Below are 19,874 nucleotides of genomic sequence, written 5' to 3' on the forward strand. Positions count from 1 at the left end.
TAGCCGGTTAGACCTATCATTTGATTGGTTAGCGGTTCGTTAACCTACATTGTCTGCTGTAAGGATTGTTGCTGAACCAGTAAGATTTGTTAAAGGCTGCGCACGGTGACAACAAGGTTGACGCAACACCCGCTTGGGTTGTGCCACGATCACGGGGAATCATTGAAAGGATACTCCATGACCGACCCCTTTATCTGTATCAAAGCCCTTCGCCGTCCTCGCATTCTGGTACGCGCTGCACGGTTTGGATTGGTTGACTACAATCGGGATAGAGATTTGAAAAAGCTCATGAAAACAACGGCAACTCCTTCTCCAACCAAAGCCATTGACGACCTGCTTCAGGAAGAGGCACGGCTAGAGAATACGCGGACATCGGGGGATGCGTCCTATTCAATCGCCCATCATGTCGAGGTTCTGATCGCGCTGATGTCTGAACTGCGTTTGCTGCCCCAAGGCCCTCGCGAAGTTCAGTAGTGCCTACACCCGATCACAAAAAGCTAAGGGGGCAGTTAAGCCCCCTTATCCTGCTGTTAACCGACGAGAACGGATCGCGAACGATTCCACCTTAGCCGAACGCATCCGGCATCGATGCTTTCTTGCTTTCCACATAGTCGCGCAGACCTTCGGCGATCCCTGGATCCATACCGGGTTGTTGGTAATCGGTCAGCAACTTCTGCACCCGTGCCGTGGCAAGCGTTTCGGTGTCACGCGCACCTTCTTCTTCCCATGTTTCAAACGGTTTGTAATCCAGAAGGTCAGACCGCCAGAACGCGGTTTTGAAGTTGGCTTGTGTATGTGCACATCCCAGATAATGCCCACCCGGTCCGACCTCGCGGATGGCGTCCATAGCTTGTGCGTTCTCGTCCACGGCAATGCCTTTGGCCAGATGATGCAACGCACCCAACTGGTCGGCATCCATCACGAACTTCTCAAAGCTCGCAACCAGCCCACCTTCCAGCCAGCCCGCGGCGTGCAACATAAAGTTCACGCCGGACAGAAGCCCCATGTTCAGACTATTGGCGCTTTCATACGCCGCCTGCGCATCGGGCAGTTTCGATCCGTTGAACGATCCGGCAGACCGATATGGAAGGCCCAGTCGGCGGAACAACTGACCCGCGCCATAGGTTACATGGGCAGCCTCTGGTGTGCCGAATGTCGGCGCGCCCGAGTTCATGTCGATCGACGATACAAACGTCCCAGCCACGACCGGTGCGCCTTTGCGCACCAGTTGGCTATAAGCCACACCGGCCAGAACCTCGGCCAGAACTTGCGTCAGCGTACCGGCCACTGACACCGGCGCCATAGCCCCACCCACGATGAACGGCGAAATGATCGAGGCCTGATTGTTGGCCGCAAACACCTCCATCGCGCCCATCATGACGTCGTCATATTGCATGGGCGAGTTGATGTTGACCAACGATGTCATCACCGTGTTTTGCTGCACGAAGTCTTTGCCGAAAAGAATCTCGGACATCTCGACGCTGTCTTGCGCGCGTTCAGGTGCCGTGACCGACCCCATATAAGGCTTGTCGGACAGGGTCATGTGGGCCAGCAACATGTCCAGATGACGCTTGTTGACCGCAACATCTGTCGGTTCGCACACAGTGCCTCCGGAATGATGCAACCACTTGGACATATAGGTCAGTTTTACGAACTTACGGAAATCCTCCATCGTTGCATAGCGACGACCGTTTTTACCGTCGCGCACGAAAGGTGGGCCATAGACCGGCGCAAGCACCAAGTTGTTTCCGCCAATTTCGACGTTCCGTTCGGGATTCCGGGCATGTTGTGTAAAGCTGCTGGGTGCGGTCTTGCACAATTCGCGTGCCAATCCACGTGGAATGCGCACCCGTTCCCCACTGACATCCGCGCCCGCATCTTTCCAGCGTTCAAGAGCTGCCGGATTTTCGACGAAGTTGACACCAACTTCTTCCAGCACGGTTTCTGCGTTGTACTCTATGATCTCTAACGCTTCATCGTTGAGGATCTCAAGGTTGGGAATGTTGCGCGAGATGGTCTTGGCGCATTCAATGCGCACGGCGGTGCGTTCTGCGCGACGTGCTGCGCCTCCGCCTCCGCGACCACGACGTCTGGGTGCCTCGGTCATGGATGTCCTCCAAATTATCCTGTTGAATTGTGAATATCCTGCGCCTTCGTTCAAATCCGCTCGCAAGCGTCCTTCATGAGGCAAAAACGACATCGGGTGAGAAAAGGCGAAAAAAATGTTAGTCAAGCGTGCGAAGTGCCTGTCGCAGGACTTGCGTTGCACCGGCCCCTGCCCTAATCGGTTTCCATGACAGATCAGAGCCACGACCGCCTTCTTATCATCGACTTCGGCAGCCAGGTGACGCAGCTTATCGCGCGACGTCTGCGCGAGTTGAACGTCTATTGTGAAATCCACCCCTACCAGAACGTCACGATGGGTTTCGTGCGCGAGATGGCCCCGAAAGCCGTCATTCTGTCTGGTGGCCCCGACAGTGTCACGCGTGAAGGCAGCCCCCGCGCCCCGCAAGAGATCTTCGATTATGGCGTGCCGATTCTGGGCATTTGCTATGGACAGCAAACGATGATGACGCAGCTTGGCGGCAAGGTGGTCAGTGGCCATGGCACGGCCGAGTTTGGCCGCGCTTACGTCACCCCCGAGGCCAAGCTGGATCTTCTGGACGGATGGTTCGAACACGGGGTCGAGCAGGTCTGGATGAGCCACGGCGATCATGTGTCTGAAATTGCACCGGGTTTTCAGGTGTTTGGCACCTCGCCCAACGCGCCCTTTGCGATTACGGCCGATACGTCGCGACATTTCTATGCTGTGCAATTTCACCCCGAAGTGCACCACACGCCGAAGGGCGCAAAGCTGTATGAGAACTTCGTTAAGATGGCCGGGTTCAAGGGCGACTGGACCATGGACGCCTATCGCGAAGAAGCGATCCGCGTCATTCGCGAACAGGTGGGTGACAAGAAGGTCATTTGCGGGCTGTCCGGCGGTGTCGACAGTTCAGTTGCCGCCGTTCTGATCCACGAGGCGATCGGCGATCAGCTAACATGCGTGTTCGTCGACCACGGGTTGCTGCGCAAGGGTGAGGCCGAAGAGGTCGTCACCATGTTCCGCGACCACTACAACATGCAACTGATTCATGCCGATGAGCAGGAGCTGTTTCTCGGCGAGCTGGACGGACAATCCGACCCCGAAACCAAACGCAAGATCATCGGCCGGCTGTTCATCGACGTGTTCCAGAAGCACGCCGATCAGATCGAGGGAGCCGAGTTTCTGGCCCAGGGTACACTGTATCCGGACGTGATCGAAAGCGTCAGTTTCTCGGGTGGGCCGTCGGTCACGATCAAGTCGCATCATAATGTCGGTGGCCTACCTGAAAAGATGGGCCTGAAGCTGGTTGAACCGCTACGCGAGTTGTTCAAGGACGAAGTGCGCGCCTTGGGTCGCGAACTGGGCCTGCCCGACCATTTCATCGGGCGCCACCCCTTCCCCGGACCCGGTTTGGCAATCCGCTGCCCCGGAGAGATCACCCGCGCCAAGCTTGATATTCTTCGCGAGGCTGACGCAGTCTATATCGACCAGATCCGTAAACACGGGCTCTATGACGAAATCTGGCAAGCCTTTGTGGCGATCCTACCTGTCCGCACAGTGGGCGTGATGGGCGACGGGCGCACCTATGATTATGCCTGCGCGCTACGTGCTGTGACATCCGTCGATGGGATGACGGCGGATTACTACCCGTTCAGCCATGATTTCCTTGGCGAAACCGCCACGCGCATCATCAACGAGGTGAAAGGTATAAACCGCGTCACCTATGACGTGACCTCGAAACCACCGGGTACAATCGAGTGGGAATAGCCGCTCCTCCGCGCTTTCTATCGGCAAATTTAACCGTGCGTGGTGCATTTGCATCTTAGGGTAGTGTTATACTTGATTAACACGCCTGATAGGTGTTGACTGCTGCGAGGGTTCGGCCATCGTGGGAATGTGCACATGAAAGAAAACTTGCAGAGGGCCATCACCTTCTTCACTTCGCATTTGCGGTTTCGCCCTGTCCTAATCGCGCTGCAGAAATGCTATCATTTCCCGCCTGTGCGCCGTGTCGCGCGATTTTTCGATCCGAATTACATCAGAAAAATCAGACCGTTCCGATATCAACCCTCCTTGGCGCATATTGATTGGCAGGGCACCCGATTGTTGGTGGACGTCAACGACCATATTGGATTTCAGACCTTTATACGAAACGAACCGTTTGAAATGGCGGTCTATGCGATTGCCCAAAAGCTGGACCTGTCACGCGGCGACGTCATTCTGGATATCGGCGCCAACATCGGGACTGCCAGCATCCCTATTTGCCGCGAGCGTGGTTGTGAGCTTGCGGCGGTTGAAGCGTCGAAAGATACGGCGGCACAGCTTCTCAGAAATATCTCGCTAAACGGTGTAAAAGCCCATGTGGATGTCATCGCTCTCAGCTCTGAAACAGGAGATGACGGCTTTCTGAAATTGCATCTGCACGACGGGAACCGGGGGGCGAACTCGCTTCAGGAAGACTGGGCGGTATCGGTTGTCGACAACTTATTCGAATGGGTACCTAGTCAATCGCTTGACGACTACATCGCACGGTCGCCATTCGCTGACCGGATCAGTCTGATCAAGATTGATGTCGAAGGCGCTGAGTTGGATGTCCTGCGCAGCGGAGGTATCTTTCTGTCTCACAACACCGCGCCAATCCTTATGGAGTACCGAATAGACGCGAATGAAAAGACACGGGCGATGCTGCACCAAGTTCTGGATGATCTACACGATTCCTATGAGGTTCATGCATTGGACGAGGATGGAAACAAACAACCCTTTGATCGCAACACTGCTTATTCAAACGTGTTTTTTGAACGGCGAAAGCAGAATGTAACTGTCTGATTGTTTTGGCTTTCAAAACCGAAAGTGTCTGTTAACGTGCCGCCATGACAAAGATCCGATTGACCGGCTACATTGATGTTCCTGCGGCCCGTCTTGCGATGGTGCAAGCCGCCCTTCCCACCCATATCGCCCTGACGAGGGATGAGGTAGGCTGTCTTGAGTTCGACGTCACAGAAGACGAAACCCATCCGGGCCGTTATCTTGTTTCTGAATTGTTTGCTTCGCGCGCTGATTTTGACGCCCATCAGGCACGCTCGACTGACAGCCCATGGGCTGCAGTCACAGCGGGCATTCCGCGACATTACACCATAGAAGAGGTTTCGGCGTGACACCCACCTTGCGGGCTGCGCTCTGGATGACCGGCGCAATTGCCTCGTTCTCGGCGATGGCCATAGCGGGTCGCGCGGTCAGTCACCAGCTCGATACGTTCGAGCTTATGCTCTATCGGTCCTGTGTTGGCTTGATCATCGTCCTGTGTATTCTGTTTGTTCATAAACGTCATGACGAAATTACGACGGTCAACGCTCCGCTGCACCTTGTGCGCAACCTTGCCCATTTCGCAGGACAAAATCTGTGGTTTTTTGCGTTGACAGCTATCCCACTGGCCCAAGTCTTTGCATTGGAATTCACATCGCCTCTCTGGGTGGCTGCACTATCGCCACTGGTGTTAGGCGAAAGGCTGACGATGACACGGACGATGAGCGCCGCAGTTGGCTTTGTGGGCATTCTGATCATCGCACAACCCTTCTCGGGCACAGGGATATCGACGGGGCTTGGTGCGGCAGCGTTGTCTGCAGTGTGTTTCGCCTTTACGGCGATGTTCACGCGGCGTTTGACCCGCACTGAAACGACATTGGCGATCCTGCTTTGGCTGACGGCGACGCAGTTGCTATTCGGTTTGATTGCGGCGGGATATGATGCGGACATCACCTTGCCCAGTCTGGTCACAGCACCGTGGTTGGTTCTGATCGGCTGTGCGGGTCTTCTGGCTCATGCCTGCCTGACCACAGCCCTTTCATTGGCCCCCGCTTCTGTTGTGATCCCAATCGACTTTACTCGACTGCCTCTGATTGCCCTGATCGGCGCCCTGTTTTATGACGAACCAATCGGCATCGCACTCGTGCTTGGGGCGAGTCTGATTGTCATCGCAAACCTTGTTAACATTCGTGCAGAAGCAGCGAACAGCGCAAGCTAAATTCCACTGCACAACCTATGCACTAGAGCGTCGCAGCTAAATTTTGGTGCAAAATCGTGTCCTTTCCACATCGTTTGTTCGGATAAAAATGGCGCTGAGTTATCTGACCCAAGGTAACGATTGACCAATATCAAGTGCGACAAATAGCCTTGTCTTAATGTAACCCATCCAATTCGGACAGTTTGTGGTTCACGGGAGGAATGATGAACAAACTTACACTCACAACGGCTGCGCTTTTCACCGCTGCAGCAACCACCGCGCAGGCGGGTATCGACAGGTCTGACCAAGACATCTCGATCTTGTTTGAGGAAGGCAACTACCTGTCTTTCTCATATGCGAATGTCAGCCCGACGATCGAAGGTGTCGGCGCCGGCGTTTTCCCGATCAGCCAATCAGCTGTCGATTTCTCGATGTTCTCGCTTGGGTACAAAACCCAGCTGAGCGACAACCTGAGCCTCGCGCTGATTTGGGACCAACCCTATGGCGCAAGCATCGAATATATTGATGCACCTCTTGCACCCGGCATGGCTGAAGTCAAAAGCTCTGCCCTGACAGGTATTCTGCGCTATGAAATGGGCAACGGGTTCTCGGTTCACGGTGGTGTGCGCGCCCAGAAAGTCTCGGGCGAAATCATTTCAAGCCTTGGCGCCCTGAGTGCCGAAAGTGGCAATGAATGGGGTGGTCTGGTTGGTGTGGCTTATGAAAAGCCAGAAATCGCATTGCGGGTCGCCCTGACCTATTTCACTTCGGTTGACCACACACTGACTGGTTTCCGCGCCACACCGTTTGGTGTGGACGCCGTGACCGGTTCCGTGACCATGCCAGAAGCCTTCAACCTTGATTTCCAGACAGGTATTGCCGAAAACACGCTTGTTTTCGGTTCGATCCGCCATGCAAAATGGGATGGTATCTCACTTGATACAACTGGCCCGGCCTTTGGCGACGCCAACTGGGTAAACTTTGTCGAAGACATCACCTCGTACGAGCTGGGCATCGGTCGCCGCCTGAACGACAACTGGTCTGTTTCGCTTTCGCTGGGATATGAAGGTGGGGCCGACACCGGAACGACGTTCCTGGCCCCGGCTGGCGCTTCGAAATCTATTGCCGTTGGAGCGAAATACACCCAAGGCAACTATGATATCTCGGCTGGTGTTCAGTACACCAAGTTTGACAGCAAAACCGTTACATCGGGTGGTCTGCCCGTTGTATATGACGGCGGCAGCGCCGTCGCCATCGGCGTGAAAATGGGCCTGCGCTTCTAAGCAACCTGTTGAGCTATGAAACACTGAATGCCCCGTGCCCACAGCGCGGGGCGTTTTTCATTTTCTCTTTCCGTCCCAACCTGATGCGAACCATTTGACCCGCCCGGCTTCGCCCCTTACCAAGGTGCAAAATGGTGGACGCAAGATGCTGTATCAAAACGCACAAGAATGGTTGAACGCCCCGCACAAACGGGTGCTGTTCTTTGGAATGTCCGGGTTGGGCAAGACCTATCTTTCGACCATGCTGCGCGAACAGGGTGATTGGTTTCACTATTCCATAGATTACCGGATCGGCACCCGGTACATGGACGAGTTCATCACCGACAATCTGAAAATCGAGGCGATGAAGGTTCCGTTCTTGCGCGAACTTTTGCTGTCGGATTCGATCCGCATTGCCCCAAAGATCCGGTTCGATCACCTGACCCCCGTTGCGACCTATCTAGGAAAACCAGGCGCACCCGCCAAGGGCGGTGTGCCGATCGAAGAATATCGCAGACGGCAAGATCAGTTCCGAACTGCCGAGATCGCTGCCTTGATGGACACAGGTCATTTCATTGACCGTGCCGAGAACATCTATGGCTATCCTCATTTCATTTGCGACAGCGGCGGCTCCATTTGCGAATGGATTGACCCGGCCTTGTGTGAAAACGATCCATTGATTGCCGAACTCAGCCAGCACTGCCTTCTGGTCTGGCTTCGGGGTGACGAGGCTCATACCCAACGATTGGTCGAACGCTTTGACCGCGCTCCAAAACCGATGGCCTATCAACCGGAATTTCTGGCACGAGTGTGGGAAGATTACTTGTTGAAAAACAGCCTTAAAGCCGATGATGTTGAACCGGATGACTTTATCCGCTGGACCTATGCACAGGCGTTGGCACATCGCCAACCGCTTTATGAACATATGGCGCGCTATGGTGTGTCGCTCTGCGCCCATGAAGTTGCCGCGATTAAAACACCGGATGATTTCACGGCAATGATCGCCACAGCGATTGACGCCGCCTGATCAGCCTCTATCTGACAGTTCACCCCACAATCCAAGGACATGTGACATGCCGATCAAGATACCCTCCACCCTTCCCGCAGCAAACGTGCTGAAGGACGAGGGCGTGATGGTCATGTCTGTGGATCAGGCCGACAAGCAAGATATTCGGCCCATGCGCATTGCGATTTTGAACCTGATGCCCAAGAAGATCGAGACCGAGACGCAGTTTGCGCGCCTCATCGGGGCTCACCCGCTGCAGATCGAACTGACTTTGCTGCGTCCGTCCGAGCATACCTCGAAAACCACCAGTCAGGCGCATATCGGCGCGTTCTACCAACCGTGGGAGGACGTGCGCGATCAGAAGTTTGACGGGTTGATCATCACCGGCGCGCCGATTGAACATATGCCGTTCGAGGACGTCACCTATTGGGACGAGATCAGCCAGATATTTGACTGGACCCAGACCAACGTGCATTCGACATTCGGGGTGTGCTGGGGTGGGATGGCGATGATCTATCACTTCCACAAAGTGAAAAAGCACATTCTGGATGCCAAGGCCTTCGGATGTTTCCCACAAAAGAACCGCGATCCAGCATCGCCCTATCTGCGCGGGTTTTCCGATACTTGCGTGGTTCCGGTCAGCCGCTGGACCGAGATGCGGCAAGACGAGATTGATGCGGCAGACGGGTTGACCACTCTGTTGGGGTCGGACGAGGTGGGGCCTTGTCTGGTTGAAGACACCGCCCATCGTGCGCTCTATATCTTCAATCATTTCGAATATGACACGGGCACCTTGAAAGGCGAATATGACCGTGATGTCGCGAAGGGCGCTCCGATCAACGTGCCGATCAACTACTATCCCGGTAACGATCCAACCAAGCGGCCCGAGAACCGGTGGCGCAGTCATGCCCATCTGCTTTACGCCAACTGGATCAGCGAAATGTATCTGACGACGCCGTTCGACATCGACCAGATCGGCGAAAGCAAAGAGGACCGCCGCAACTGACCCGACTGATGCAGTGTTCCAATTGCCAACCCGCAGCCTTCACCCCATAATGGCGTGAAATCAGGAGTTTGCGTATGTCTTTGCCGTTCGATGGTGCCATCTCGAAATTCTTTCAAGAGACCGCGCCAGATGCGGTCCGCGAGGCGATCCAAGACGGTCGCAAGAAGGATATTCTGTCCGACAGCTATCCCTATGACGCCCGCATCGACAAGGATATCTATGAAGCCGAGATTGAAGCTCTGCAGCTTGAACTGGTAAAGTTACAGGCCGATGTGAAAGCCACCGGCAAACGCGTGGTCGTCATCTTCGAAGGACGCGATGCGGCGGGCAAAGGCGGCACCATCAAACGGTTTCGCGAAAACCTGAACCCGCGTGTCGCGCGAGTGGTGGCCTTGTCCAAACCGTCGGACCGCGAGGCAGGCGAGTGGTATTTTCAACGCTATGTCAAACATTTACCGACCGAAGGTGAGATAGCATTATTCGACCGCTCGTGGTACAATCGTGCGGTGGTTGAGAAGGTGTTCGACTTCTGCACTGACCGCGAGCGCGAGGCCTTCTTCCGCCAACTGCCCGAGTTCGAAGATATGCTGGTCGACGAAGGCATCCATTTCGTCAAGCTCTGGCTGAATGTGGGACGAGCCGAACAATTGCGCCGATTCCTTGCCCGCGAAAAAGATCCTCTGAAACAGTGGAAGCTCAGTTGGATTGACGTGGAAGGGTTAAACCGTTGGGATGCCTATACCGACGCGATCAAGGAAACCTTTGATCGCACCCACAACACGCGCGCACCGTGGACCATTGTGCGGTCAGACGACAAGAAACGCGCGCGCCTTGCCGCCATTCGCGCCGTCCTTCAAGGCCTTGATTACGCCGGAAAAGATGAGAACGTCGCCCATGCGCCTGACGGCACTATCTGTGGCGGTCCAGAGGTTTGGGATGGCTAAGCGCGGCTATCATCATGGCAACTTGCGGCAGGCGCTGGTCGATGCGGCGCTTGAGCTGATCGAGGCGAAAGGCCCGACCGGCTTTACCTTGTCGGAAGCCGCCAAGCAGGCGGGTGTGACACCTGCCGCCGTATATCGCCACTTTGCCGGTCGTGAAGACCTGATTGCCGAAGCCGCGCGTCAAGGTTATGAGATTTTTGCCGATCTGATGGTCTATGCCTATGACAAGGGGCAGCCCTCTGCACTGGCCAGTTTCGAAGCAACCGGACGCGCCTATCTGGCCTTTGCGCGCAAGTATCCCGGCCATTACATCTCGATGTTCGAAAGCGGGATTTCAACCAACCATTCTTCAGATCTGGCCCGTGTCGCAGGGCGCGCGATGGGAGTTCTGGAAAAAGCCGCGGAAAAGTTGGCAGAAAACATTCCTGAGGACAAACGCCCCCCGTCGCGAATGGTCAGCGCGCATATCTGGGCAATGAGCCATGGGGTTGTCGAATTGTTTGGGCGCGGCAGTCCGGGTCAGAAAAGTCCTTTTCCGCCCGAAGAATTGTTGGAAAGCGGGATCGGGATCTATCTGCGCGGACTTGGGTTGATCCGTCCTGACGGCTGACGTGGGTCAACTGAGGTCAGACCAAAAGGCGGTGACAAAGCTCCAGCCCGTCGATCAACCGATCAACCTCGTCCTTGGTGTTGTAAAGCCCAAACGAGGCACGCGCGGTTGCCGATACGCCCAGATGCGCCATCAATGGCTTGGCACAATGATGCCCTGCCCGAACTGCGATCCCCTTCTTGTCCAGAATGGTCGAGATGTCATGCGCATGCGCCGCACCTTCCATCGTTAACGAAAAGATCGCGGCCTTACCCGGCGCCGTGCCTTGCACATTAACCCAGTTCAACCCGGCCAGTCGTTCGGATGTATAAGTGGCAAGTGCTGCCTCGTGGGCGGCGACGTTTTTCATACCCAGCTCCATCAGGTATTCCAACGCGGCGCCCATGCCGATGGTTTGCACGATACCGGGTGTTCCGGCTTCGAATTTCAACGGAGGCGCCGCATAGGTTACATTTTCTTTCGTCACCTCGTTGATCATATCGCCGCCGCCAAAAAAGGGCTGCATCTCGGCCTGACGGTCCGTGCGGATATAGATCGCGCCTGATCCGGACGGACCATAGAGCTTATGCCCGGTGATCGCATAGAAATCGCAGCCGATATCCTGCACATCGACTGGCATATGCACAGCGCCTTGTGACCCATCCACCAAGACAGGCACGCCCCGGTTTCGCGCTTCGGAGCAAATGGTTTTTACGTCCACCACGGTTCCAAAGACATTCGAACACTGGGTGATGGCGATCAATTTCGTGCGGTCCGTGATTGCGCCCAGCACCTTCTGTGGATCGAGCGACCCGTCAGGCTCCGGGTCGACCCATTTCAGAATCACTCCCTGACGCTCGCGCAAGAAATGCCACGGCACGATATTGGCGTGATGTTCCAGCGTGGACAAAACGATCTCGTCCCCTGCCTGCATGCGCGGGGCAGCCCACGCGTAGGACACAAGGTTGATGCCCTCGGTGGTGCCAGAGTTGAATATGATTTCGGCCTCGGATCCTGCATTCAGGAACCGCGCAACGGTGCCACGCACCGCTTCGTATTTTTCGGTCGCGAGGTTGGACAGGAAATGCAGACCCCTATGAACGTTTGAATATTCCTCGGCATAAGCGCGGGTCACTGCGTCAATGACCACCTGCGGCTTCTGAGCCGATGCGCCATTGTCCAGATAGGTCAGTGGTTGGCCGTTCACTTGCCGGGACAAGATCGGGAAATCGGCGCGGACTTTGTTGATATCAAACATGACGCGGGCTCCGATCAGTTGGGAAGGGTCATGGGCACAGGTTCAACACCCAGAATGACCAAAATGAACGACAGGGCGAAGACGGCAAGGATCATAAAGCCCAGGATTGACGCAAAGACCAATCCGGTCGACGCAAAGCCGTGGCTTTCCGTGGTGAAGTGGCTCAGTATCCAGAAGAACAACACCACGGATCCGATCATGAGGATGGCAGCCAAACCCGGTGCAAAAAACGTCAGCACCAGCGTCAGCGCCTGAAACATCAGGAAGATGAACTCCATCCAGACAACGGTAATGATCGCGTCGGACAGATAACCCTGCCCTCCGAACATTCTACCAATCGCGTAGATGCCCCACGCCATTCCGAACATGAACACGGCCTCGATCACACCCAGTAGAACCGGACTGGACAGGATGGCACCCATCTGGGTCGGGTCCAGCGGATACATCATCCCAGCCAGCACGCCCAGTGCGGCATTCACCACGACGACCAGCGCCAGCGCGGTCCACAGGACTTCGCGTGGAAGGTTCAAGTCGAACAGGTCACGAGCCACCTTGCGCGGTTCGGGCACCGTTTGCAGCGCCATACCAAACAGATAACCGGGATCAAACCGCATGGATCATCCTTCCACCCTACGTTCCGCTTCACGCAGGTTGATGGACCAGAACAGCAAGAAAGCCAACAGCGCAAGCGCACCGGTCAGGGTCATCTGCACACCTTCGCCAATAAACCCCGCAACCAAACCCCATAAAAGCCAAAGCGGAGTGGCGCAAAGAAGCGCCCAGAAAAGGGCAAAGCGCGCAGCGAAGGCGGTGCCCTGGCCGCCCACAAGTCGCATCAGGACATGACTGAGCGTTCCGATCACATAGAAGACCAGCGGCATGATGAAGATCCACGCCAGCATGGTCGCCCCCATCAGCATATTCAGTTCCTGTCCGGTTTCATGCGCGACGCGCGCCAGACGCGGTAGCTGGGCCGCAAAGACCAGAAGGCAAGCCCCCATCAAGACTGCCAAGGCCTTGTCCTCGCGCGTGCCCATGCTCAACCGATGCCGAAACACTGCGCGAGGCGCGCGATAGCTTCGGATCACATCATCAATCACAGACATAGCATTGGGCCTTGATCAGCCGCGATGGCGGGCAAGCCACGCATCCAGTCGGTCATTGATCTCGGCGGCGATGGCATCGTCTTCGATTTCTTCAATGGCATCGGCCAGGAAGGCCAAAACCAGAAGATCGGTCGCGATATGGGCAGGCACGCCGCGCGAGCGCAGATAGAACAATGCCTCGTCATCAATTGCACCCGAGGTCGAGCCGTGCGAACAGATCACATCGTCGGCATAGATCTCAAGCTCGGGTTTGGCTTGAAAACTAGCGTCTTCGTCTAGCAACAGCGACTGCGACTTTTGATAGCCGTCGGTCTTTTGCGCATCCGGTTTGACAAGAATTTTACCCTGAAACACACCTTTTGCGCCGTTTTTCAGCACTTTCTTGAACACTTGACGGCTTTCGCAGGCTACGGCGTCATGAGTGATAAAGACAGTGTCATCGTGATGAAAATCTGCGTCCGCCCCGTCGCCCAAAGCTGCACCGGCCACATGGGCAATCGCATCATCACCCAGAAGTTCAAGGACACATTCGTTGCGCGTCAGCTTGCCGTTCACGGTCATGGTAAAGCTCTTGAACACCGATTCTGCGCCAAGACGGGCAAACAAGTGGGTGATTGCCAGCCGTTCATGATCGCGTCCCTGCGCGCGGATGTGGTGGAACTCGGCTTTGTCGGCCACGTCCACTTCGCAAACATTTGAAAAACGAGCCGCAGCGGCACCGTTTTCCAGAAGCGTCAGTTTCGCGCCTTCTTCGACACGGATTACATGGTGTAAAACCGCGTCCGAGTTGGTGTCTTCGTGACGATAGAACAGGCTAACCGGACGATTGACCTGCCCGGTGACGCGGATCACCAGACCATCGGTGGCCATCGCTGTATTATGGGCAGCCAATGGGCGGGCGACGGGCGTTTGGCCGCGCGCTTCCAAAACACCATAAAGATCCTTAGCCCAATGGATGTCAGCGGCAGCTGCATCCGCCAGACGCTCGATCTCGATCCCTTCGCCGGACAGATCGTCCGAGGCATCAGCATCGAACACACCATCGACAAAGACGATTTTCAACCGGTCGATCGCATGAAAGACCGGCGGCTCGCCTGCATAATCAAAAACCGCGGCAGGAGACGGCGTGGCGTCGATCAGACTGTCAGGACGGGTCCATTTCCAGTATTCGTCGCGGCGTGTCGGCAGACCCATATTTGCCAAACGCTGTGCGGCGTCAGCCCGCGCCTCTTGCGCCCATGCACCCGAGACCGGGCGCGCATCGGCACTGATCATGGGTGTGGCTTGTTTCGTGGCGGTGTTCATGACTCGACCTCCATCTCGGCAAGGATGTCGGCGTAGCCGTTGTTTTCCACCTCAAGCGCCAGTTCAGGACCGCCGGATTTCACAATGCGCCCTTCGGCCATGATATGTACCACGTCCGGTTTGATATGGTCCAACAGACGTTGATAGTGGGTGATAACGAGGAACGCGCGACCCTGATCGCGCAGGGCGTTCACGCCTTCCGACACCAGTTTCATCGCGTCCACATCCAGACCTGAATCGGTCTCATCCAGAATGCACATTTTGGGTTCCAGCATTGCCATTTGCAGGATCTCATTGCGCTTCTTCTCACCGCCCGAGAAACCCACATTGACAGGGCGTTTCAGCATTTCGGCGTCGATTTTCAGCTCTTTTGCCTTGGCGCGGATGAACTTCAGAAAGTCGGCGGCCGACATCTCCTCTTCCCCGCGCGCCTTGCGCTGCGCATTTACCGCGGTGCGCAGGAAGGTCATGTTGCCCACGCCCGGTATTTCAACCGGGTATTGGAACGCCAGAAAAAGTCCTGCGGCGGCGCGTTCTTCCGGCTCCATCTCTAACAGGTCTTCGCCTTCCAACGAGGCACTGCCTTCGGTCACTTCATAGCCATCACGGCCCGACAGGACATAGGACAATGTCGATTTGCCCGAACCATTTGGCCCCATGATCGCATGTACAGACCCGGCGGGCACTTCGAGGTCGACACCTTTCAGGATTCGCTTATCTTCTTCTTCAAGTTTGACGTGCAGGTTATTGATTTTTAGCATTATATCTGTCCTTACGAAACAGTGACAGCCGTGCCCGAGGCCGACACCATCAGCATGTTGTTGATCACTTCATAGTCGAGGTCCACGCCCACGACCGCGTTGGCGCCCAAGGACACCGCATGTTCTTCCATCTCGGCCAGCGCGGTTTTGCGAGCCTTTCCCAGTTCTTCTTCATAAGCGCCCGAGCGGCCGCCCACGATGTCACGCACCTGCGCGAAGATGTCGCGAAAGATGTTTGCGCCCAGAATGGCCTCGCCGGTGACGATACCGTGATATTTCACGATGGGATTGCCTTCGACGGAAGGGGTAGTTGTGATGATCATCTCGTCCGCTCCTTCAAGTCACGCCGTATCAGCGCCACAGATCCAACAGTTTCATCACACCGCGCGACGTAGCCCATCCCAGAAAGATCCCGAACGGGATCCAGATCATCGGGTTCATCTGATCCATCTTGTGAGTGTTGATGTAAATCACTGCCGCCCCGCCACCGATCGCCGGCAACACATAGGGCAACGCCGATTCAACACTGGCCCAAAATGCCTGACCTTTGTTGTTTTGTTCCATGGTCAATCCTCGGATCATTCGGGGCGTTGGTCAGCCAACGCTCCCTTCCAGCGAAATCGCCACAAGCTGTTGAGCTTCCATGGCAAATTCCATCGGCAGCGCTTGCAGCACTTCCTTGGCGAAGCCATTGACGATCAGGGCAACGGCCTCTTCTTCGTCCATGCCCCGCTGGCGGCAATAGAACATTTGCTCGTCATCCACCTTCGAGGTCGTCGCCTCATGTTCCACGCGCGAGGAATTGTTCTTCACTTCGATATACGGCACGGTGTGCGCACCGCATTTATCGCCGATCAAAAGGCTGTCGCACTGTGTGTAGTTGCGCGAGTTCTTGGCCTTCGGGTGCATCGACACCAAACCGCGATATGTGTTCTGCGCCACCCCCGCCGAAATCCCCTTGGAGACGATCCGTGATTTGGTATCACGCCCCAGATGCACCATCTTGGTGCCTGTATCGGCCTGCTGGTGGTTGTTGGTGATCGCGATGGAATAGAACTCGCCCTGGCTTTCATTGCCGCGGAGCAGGCAGGACGGATATTTCCACGTCACGGCGGAACCGGTTTCCACCTGTGTCCACATCACCTTGGACCGGTCGCCCCGGCAATCGGCGCGTTTGGTCACGAAGTTGTAGATTCCGCCCTTGCCGTTCTCGTCGCCGGGGAACCAGTTTTGAACGGTCGAGTATTTCACTTCCGCGTCTTCTTCGACGATGATCTCGACCACGGCAGCGTGCAACTGCGCGGTGTCACGCTTAGGGGCCGTGCAGCCTTCCAGATAACTGACATACGACCCCTTGTCGGCGATGATCAGCGTACGTTCGAACTGACCGGTATTTTCCGCGTTGATGCGGAAATAGGTCGACAGCTCCATCGGGCAGCGCGTGTTGGGCGGGATGTAAACAAACGACCCGTCCGAGAACACGGCCGAATTCAGCGTCGCATAGTAGTTGTCCGAGACCGGCACGACCGAGCCCAGGTATTTCTTCACCAACTCCGGGTGTTCCTTGATCGCTTCCGAGATCGAGCAGAAGATGACACCGGCCTTTTTCAGTTCGGCCTGAAACGTGGTCCCCACGGACACCGAGTCAAATACCGCGTCCACCGCAACCTTGCGGCCTTCTGCGGGCACGTCTTCGGCGCCTTCGACACCGGCCAGGATCATCTGCTCTTTCAGCGGAATACCCAGTTTTTCGTATGTTGCCAACAGCTTGGGGTCGACCTCGTCCAGCGACTTGGGCTTGACCTCCATCGACTTGGGACGGGCGTAATAATACTGATCCTGAAAGTCGATCTCGGGATAGCTCAGCATCGCCCATTCCGGTTCGACCATCTTTTCCCAGCGCGCGAAGGCTCCAAGACGCCATTCGGTCATCCATTCCGGCTCTTCGTTCTTTTCAGAAATCAGCCGCACGATATCGGTATTAAGGCCCTTGGGGGCATACTCCATCTCGATATCCGTTTCCCAGCCATACTTATATTGGCCGGCCAGCGATTTTACCGCCTCGACGGTTTCTTCTTCCACGCCTTCTTTGACGTTCAGTTCATCTACACCGGCCATGTTGTCCTTTCATCCGGGGATGGGGTTATCGGCCCCGCACCCGAAATTTCTCGTATTCTCTGATCCACGCCTTGGCAAAGGCGCGCACCTCATCCTCACTCGTCATGGGGCCAAGCGAGACACGCATAGCGCATCCCGCATGATCCCGGTCAAAGCCCATTGCCACCAAGGCGGCGCTGGATTTTACCTTCCCGGATGAACAGGCCGAACCTGCGGAAACCGCAAACCCGGCAAGGTCCATCACCATCACCTGCGTTTCCCCCTTCCAGCCTGGAGTGACGAAACACGAGGTGTTGGGAAGCCTGTTCGCGTCTTTCCCGACAAAAATAGTCTCTTTTGCCGATTCCGCAATGGTGTTTTCTAGAATCTTTCTAAGTTTTTCGGTGGCGGTCCAGATGCCTGCCTCCAGATCCGCCTGTGCAGCCTTCGCAGCGGCAGCGAATCCGGCAATGCCGACGACGTTTTCCGTGCCGGACCGGCGGCCCATTTCTTGCCCGCCGCCCTTGATCTGTGCTTCGATATCGGTGCCGCGTTTGACGATCAGCGCGCCCACGCCCTTGGGTCCGCCCAGCTTGTGTGCCGAGACAATCGCCATCTGCGCCCCGCACCAGTTGAAGGCAAAGGGGATCTTGCCGAAGGCCTGTGTTGCGTCGGTCAGCGCCAGCCCCTCCGGCAGGGTCTGGATCACCCCGGTTTCCGAATTCGCGACCTGCACCGCGCTGCGGGCCGGGTCGGGCACCGAGACCGCGCCGTCGATACCGACGCTCAGGCCTTCATCGCACCAACTGCGCACGGCATCATGTTCGATCCCGGCGCAGGCGATCCCACGCCCCTGCAAGGCCAGCGCCGCCGCCTCGGTCGCCGACGAGGTGAAGATAATATCGGCCCCCTCGGCCCCCAGAGCCGCCGCCAGATCCTTCCGCGCCCGTTCGATCAGACCCTTCGCTGCGCGCCCCTCGGCATGGACAGAAGATGGGTTGCCCACCACATCCATGGCCGCAATCATCGCGTCGCGCGCCTCAACTCGCAGTGGCGTTGTGGCATTCCAGTCAAGATAGGTTCGTTTCACCGGCGGGTCCTATTTTGCTTACACGTCTCAGGATGGAAAACAGACGGCACTGCCGCCTATCATTCCTCGTCAACCACCGCAAACAGGGTCGGCACCGCAGGGCACGGGGTCAGCTCGTTCTTCACCACATCCGACAGGCGGGTCTGGTGCAGGAACACATAAACATGGGCCGACAGCCCTTCCCACAGACGGTTGGTCATGGATTGGGCTTTGGAGCCAGAACTGGCGCCCGACGCCCCTGCCCCCTTGTGCATCGCAGACACGGTTTCATCCACGGCCTCAAGCACTTCTGACACGCGAATATCTGACGCAGCACGCGCCAGTCTATAGCCGCCACCCGGACCACGCACGCTGTCCACAAGCCCGGCACGCCGCAATTTAACAAAAAGCTGCTCCAGATATGGCAGGGAAATATCCTGCCGTTTGGCAAGATCGGTCAGCGACAAAAGGCTATCGCCGTCCTGCAAGGCCAGATCGGCCAGCGCGACCATGGCGTAACGCCCCTTGGTTGACAGCTTCATCGCGTAACCTCCCGCAAAAACATTGACCTTTTGGACTATCACCACTAGGTCACTTAGGACTGGTAAAGGCAGGTCTAACACCTGCCAAATCGCCACCCCTGTATTATGGTGCGGGTCCGTATGCGTCAAGAAAGCTGACAGTGGCAGCCTGACGCAGGATCTGACGAAAAAAAAGAGGCTACGACCGAATGCCCGAAGTGATTTTTCCCGGCCCCGAAGGCCGTCTTGAAGGCCGCTATCACGCTCAAAAGGAAAAAGACGCCCCCATCGCCATCATCCTTCATCCGCACCCGCAGTTCGGCGGAACGATGAACAACAAAGTCGTCTACAACCTGCATTATGCGTTTCATAATATGGGCTTCAACGTGCTGCGGTTCAATTTCCGAGGCGTGGGTCGCAGCCAAGGCGAATACGATCAAGGTGTGGGCGAATTGTCCGATGCCGCATCTGCGCTGGATTACCTGCAATCCATGAACCAGAACGCCAAACATTGCTGGGTCGCAGGCTTTTCCTTCGGCGCTTGGATCGGTATGCAACTGCTGATGCGTCGCCCGGAAATCACCGGCTTCATCTCGGTCAGCCCGCCCGCCAACATGTATGATTTCAGCTTTCTGGCACCCTGCCCCAGTTCCGGCCTGATCATCAACGGCACCGCCGACCGCGTGGCGCCGCCGGCAGATACACATGCGTTGGTGAACAAGCTGCATGAACAGAAGGGCATCACCATCACCCATACCGAGATCGAACGCTCCGGTCACTTCTTTGAAAATGACCATATGGACACGATGATCACTCATGTGGATGAATATGTCCGTCGCCGCCTGACCGAAACGACACGCTAAA

At 56.2% G+C, this 19,874-nt stretch carries 22 protein-coding genes; 11 read left to right on the forward strand and 11 right to left on the reverse strand.

Translation table 11 applies throughout. The features are described 5' to 3' along the window. Positions 1–177: 177 nt before the first annotated feature. A complete protein-coding gene (locus tag MWU51_RS06605; RefSeq protein ID WP_247035777.1) occupies positions 178–474 on the forward strand; it encodes a DUF6477 family protein in 297 nt (98 codons plus the stop codon). 91 nt (positions 475–565) lie between these two features. Here MWU51_RS06605 and MWU51_RS06610 read toward each other — a convergent pair whose 3' ends face one another. Next, positions 566–2,107 carry a trimethylamine methyltransferase family protein gene (locus MWU51_RS06610; protein ID WP_247035779.1) on the reverse strand — a complete coding sequence of 514 codons (1,542 nt, stop codon included), beginning with the start codon at positions 2,105–2,107 and terminating at the stop codon, positions 566–568. Positions 2,108–2,293: 186 nt separating this feature from the next. On the opposite strand from MWU51_RS06610, the gene guaA reads away from it, so the two are divergent. The 9 genes from guaA to MWU51_RS06655 all read left to right on the forward strand — a co-directional run bounded on the left by guaA (position 2,294) and on the right by MWU51_RS06655 (position 10,914). Beyond that, positions 2,294–3,853, forward strand: coding sequence for a glutamine-hydrolyzing GMP synthase (gene guaA, locus MWU51_RS06615; protein WP_247035781.1), 1,560 nt, complete (start codon positions 2,294–2,296; stop codon positions 3,851–3,853). A 135-nt stretch (positions 3,854–3,988) separates the two neighbouring features. Continuing rightward, complete coding sequence (locus tag MWU51_RS06620; protein ID WP_247035784.1) at positions 3,989–4,912, forward strand: FkbM family methyltransferase; 924 nt, start codon at positions 3,989–3,991, stop codon at positions 4,910–4,912. Positions 4,913–4,956: 44 nt separating this feature from the next. After that, positions 4,957–5,241 carry an antibiotic biosynthesis monooxygenase gene (locus MWU51_RS06625; RefSeq protein WP_247035785.1) on the forward strand — a complete coding sequence of 95 codons (285 nt, stop codon included), beginning with the start codon at positions 4,957–4,959 and terminating at the stop codon, positions 5,239–5,241. Beyond that, positions 5,238–6,107: a DMT family transporter gene (locus MWU51_RS06630; RefSeq protein WP_247035786.1), complete on the forward strand. Its 870-nt coding sequence runs from the start codon at positions 5,238–5,240 to the stop codon at positions 6,105–6,107. Before MWU51_RS06625 ends, MWU51_RS06630 begins: the two co-directional genes overlap by 4 nt. Positions 6,108–6,310: 203 nt before the next feature. Then, the gene (locus MWU51_RS06635) at positions 6,311–7,369 is read left to right on the forward strand and encodes a hypothetical protein (RefSeq protein ID WP_247035787.1); all 1,059 of its coding nucleotides are present in this window, start codon (positions 6,311–6,313) and stop codon (positions 7,367–7,369) included. 145 nt (positions 7,370–7,514) lie between these two features. After that, positions 7,515–8,375: an ATPase gene (locus tag MWU51_RS06640; RefSeq protein ID WP_247035788.1), complete on the forward strand. Its 861-nt coding sequence runs from the start codon at positions 7,515–7,517 to the stop codon at positions 8,373–8,375. Positions 8,376–8,421: 46 nt separating this feature from the next. Beyond that, entirely contained in the window at positions 8,422–9,360 is a 939-nt protein-coding gene (gene metA / locus MWU51_RS06645) for a homoserine O-succinyltransferase (protein ID WP_247035789.1), read from the forward strand. A gap of 74 nt (positions 9,361–9,434) precedes the next feature. After that, positions 9,435–10,304: a polyphosphate kinase 2 gene (gene ppk2 / locus MWU51_RS06650; protein WP_247035790.1), complete on the forward strand. Its 870-nt coding sequence runs from the start codon at positions 9,435–9,437 to the stop codon at positions 10,302–10,304. Next, positions 10,297–10,914, forward strand: a complete 618-nt coding sequence (locus MWU51_RS06655; RefSeq protein ID WP_247035792.1) for a TetR/AcrR family transcriptional regulator — start codon at positions 10,297–10,299, stop codon at positions 10,912–10,914. Before ppk2 ends, MWU51_RS06655 begins: the two co-directional genes overlap by 8 nt. A gap of 16 nt (positions 10,915–10,930) precedes the next feature. Here MWU51_RS06655 and MWU51_RS06660 read toward each other — a convergent pair whose 3' ends face one another. Genes MWU51_RS06660 through MWU51_RS06705 form a run of 10 tightly spaced genes read right to left on the reverse strand, consistent with a single transcriptional unit; the run spans position 10,931 to position 19,031 of the window. Beyond that, the gene (locus MWU51_RS06660) at positions 10,931–12,151 is read right to left on the reverse strand and encodes a cysteine desulfurase (RefSeq protein WP_247035794.1); all 1,221 of its coding nucleotides are present in this window, start codon (positions 12,149–12,151) and stop codon (positions 10,931–10,933) included. Positions 12,152–12,165: 14 nt separating this feature from the next. After that, complete coding sequence (locus MWU51_RS06665) at positions 12,166–12,765, reverse strand: YIP1 family protein (protein WP_247035796.1); 600 nt, start codon at positions 12,763–12,765, stop codon at positions 12,166–12,168. Positions 12,766–12,768: 3 nt separating this feature from the next. Beyond that, complete coding sequence (locus MWU51_RS06670; protein ID WP_247035798.1) at positions 12,769–13,257, reverse strand: YIP1 family protein; 489 nt, start codon at positions 13,255–13,257, stop codon at positions 12,769–12,771. A gap of 15 nt (positions 13,258–13,272) precedes the next feature. Continuing rightward, on the reverse strand, positions 13,273–14,562 hold the full coding sequence (locus tag MWU51_RS06675) for a SufD family Fe-S cluster assembly protein (protein ID WP_247035800.1): 1,290 nt from the start codon (positions 14,560–14,562) through the stop codon (positions 13,273–13,275). Further along, positions 14,559–15,323, reverse strand: a complete 765-nt coding sequence (sufC, locus tag MWU51_RS06680) for a Fe-S cluster assembly ATPase SufC (protein WP_247035802.1) — start codon at positions 15,321–15,323, stop codon at positions 14,559–14,561. Before sufC ends, MWU51_RS06675 begins: the two co-directional genes overlap by 4 nt. A gap of 11 nt (positions 15,324–15,334) precedes the next feature. After that, on the reverse strand, positions 15,335–15,646 hold the full coding sequence (locus MWU51_RS06685; RefSeq protein ID WP_247035804.1) for a heavy metal-binding domain-containing protein: 312 nt from the start codon (positions 15,644–15,646) through the stop codon (positions 15,335–15,337). Positions 15,647–15,674: 28 nt separating this feature from the next. Continuing rightward, positions 15,675–15,887, reverse strand: a complete 213-nt coding sequence (locus MWU51_RS06690) for a hypothetical protein (RefSeq protein ID WP_247035805.1) — start codon at positions 15,885–15,887, stop codon at positions 15,675–15,677. A 30-nt stretch (positions 15,888–15,917) separates the two neighbouring features. Then, positions 15,918–17,441, reverse strand: a complete 1,524-nt coding sequence (sufB, locus tag MWU51_RS06695; protein ID WP_247035806.1) for a Fe-S cluster assembly protein SufB — start codon at positions 17,439–17,441, stop codon at positions 15,918–15,920. Between the two features lie 25 nt (positions 17,442–17,466). Continuing rightward, complete coding sequence (locus MWU51_RS06700; RefSeq protein WP_247035807.1) at positions 17,467–18,510, reverse strand: cysteine desulfurase family protein; 1,044 nt, start codon at positions 18,508–18,510, stop codon at positions 17,467–17,469. 59 nt (positions 18,511–18,569) lie between these two features. Further along, a complete protein-coding gene (locus MWU51_RS06705; protein WP_247035808.1) occupies positions 18,570–19,031 on the reverse strand; it encodes an Rrf2 family transcriptional regulator in 462 nt (153 codons plus the stop codon). A 188-nt stretch (positions 19,032–19,219) separates the two neighbouring features. On the opposite strand from MWU51_RS06705, the gene MWU51_RS06710 reads away from it, so the two are divergent. Next, complete coding sequence (locus tag MWU51_RS06710) at positions 19,220–19,873, forward strand: alpha/beta hydrolase (protein WP_091430111.1); 654 nt, start codon at positions 19,220–19,222, stop codon at positions 19,871–19,873. The last annotated feature ends 1 nt before the right edge of the window (position 19,874 follow it).

The sequence above is a fragment of the Aliiroseovarius sp. F47248L genome (assembly GCF_023016085.1).
Taxonomy (GTDB): domain Bacteria; phylum Pseudomonadota; class Alphaproteobacteria; order Rhodobacterales; family Rhodobacteraceae; genus Aliiroseovarius.

Excerpts from the sequence above, each read along its gene's own strand:
- sufC (WP_247035802.1), bottom strand. The coding sequence starts at position 15,323 with ATGCTAAAAATCAATAACCTGCACGTCAAACTTGAAGAAGAAGATAAG.
- MWU51_RS06610 (WP_247035779.1), bottom strand. The coding sequence starts at position 2,107 with ATGACCGAGGCACCCAGACGTCGTGGTCGCGGAGGCGGAGGCGCAGCA.
- MWU51_RS06625 (WP_247035785.1), top strand. The coding sequence starts at position 4,957 with ATGACAAAGATCCGATTGACCGGCTACATTGATGTTCCTGCGGCCCGT.
- MWU51_RS06705 (WP_247035808.1), bottom strand. The coding sequence starts at position 19,031 with ATGAAGCTGTCAACCAAGGGGCGTTACGCCATGGTCGCGCTGGCCGAT.
- MWU51_RS06665 (WP_247035796.1), bottom strand. The coding sequence starts at position 12,765 with ATGCGGTTTGATCCCGGTTATCTGTTTGGTATGGCGCTGCAAACGGTG.
- MWU51_RS06655 (WP_247035792.1), top strand. The coding sequence starts at position 10,297 with ATGGCTAAGCGCGGCTATCATCATGGCAACTTGCGGCAGGCGCTGGTC.
- MWU51_RS06635 (WP_247035787.1), top strand. The coding sequence starts at position 6,311 with ATGAACAAACTTACACTCACAACGGCTGCGCTTTTCACCGCTGCAGCA.
- guaA (WP_247035781.1), top strand. The coding sequence starts at position 2,294 with ATGACAGATCAGAGCCACGACCGCCTTCTTATCATCGACTTCGGCAGC.
- ppk2 (WP_247035790.1), top strand. The coding sequence starts at position 9,435 with ATGTCTTTGCCGTTCGATGGTGCCATCTCGAAATTCTTTCAAGAGACC.
- MWU51_RS06710 (WP_091430111.1), top strand. The coding sequence starts at position 19,220 with ATGCCCGAAGTGATTTTTCCCGGCCCCGAAGGCCGTCTTGAAGGCCGC.
- sufB (WP_247035806.1), bottom strand. The coding sequence starts at position 17,441 with ATGGCCGGTGTAGATGAACTGAACGTCAAAGAAGGCGTGGAAGAAGAA.
- MWU51_RS06660 (WP_247035794.1), bottom strand. The coding sequence starts at position 12,151 with ATGTTTGATATCAACAAAGTCCGCGCCGATTTCCCGATCTTGTCCCGG.
- metA (WP_247035789.1), top strand. The coding sequence starts at position 8,422 with ATGCCGATCAAGATACCCTCCACCCTTCCCGCAGCAAACGTGCTGAAG.
- MWU51_RS06640 (WP_247035788.1), top strand. The coding sequence starts at position 7,515 with ATGCTGTATCAAAACGCACAAGAATGGTTGAACGCCCCGCACAAACGG.
- MWU51_RS06620 (WP_247035784.1), top strand. The coding sequence starts at position 3,989 with ATGAAAGAAAACTTGCAGAGGGCCATCACCTTCTTCACTTCGCATTTG.
- MWU51_RS06685 (WP_247035804.1), bottom strand. The coding sequence starts at position 15,646 with ATGATCATCACAACTACCCCTTCCGTCGAAGGCAATCCCATCGTGAAA.
- MWU51_RS06670 (WP_247035798.1), bottom strand. The coding sequence starts at position 13,257 with ATGTCTGTGATTGATGATGTGATCCGAAGCTATCGCGCGCCTCGCGCA.
- MWU51_RS06605 (WP_247035777.1), top strand. The coding sequence starts at position 178 with ATGACCGACCCCTTTATCTGTATCAAAGCCCTTCGCCGTCCTCGCATT.
- MWU51_RS06675 (WP_247035800.1), bottom strand. The coding sequence starts at position 14,562 with ATGAACACCGCCACGAAACAAGCCACACCCATGATCAGTGCCGATGCG.
- MWU51_RS06690 (WP_247035805.1), bottom strand. The coding sequence starts at position 15,887 with ATGGAACAAAACAACAAAGGTCAGGCATTTTGGGCCAGTGTTGAATCG.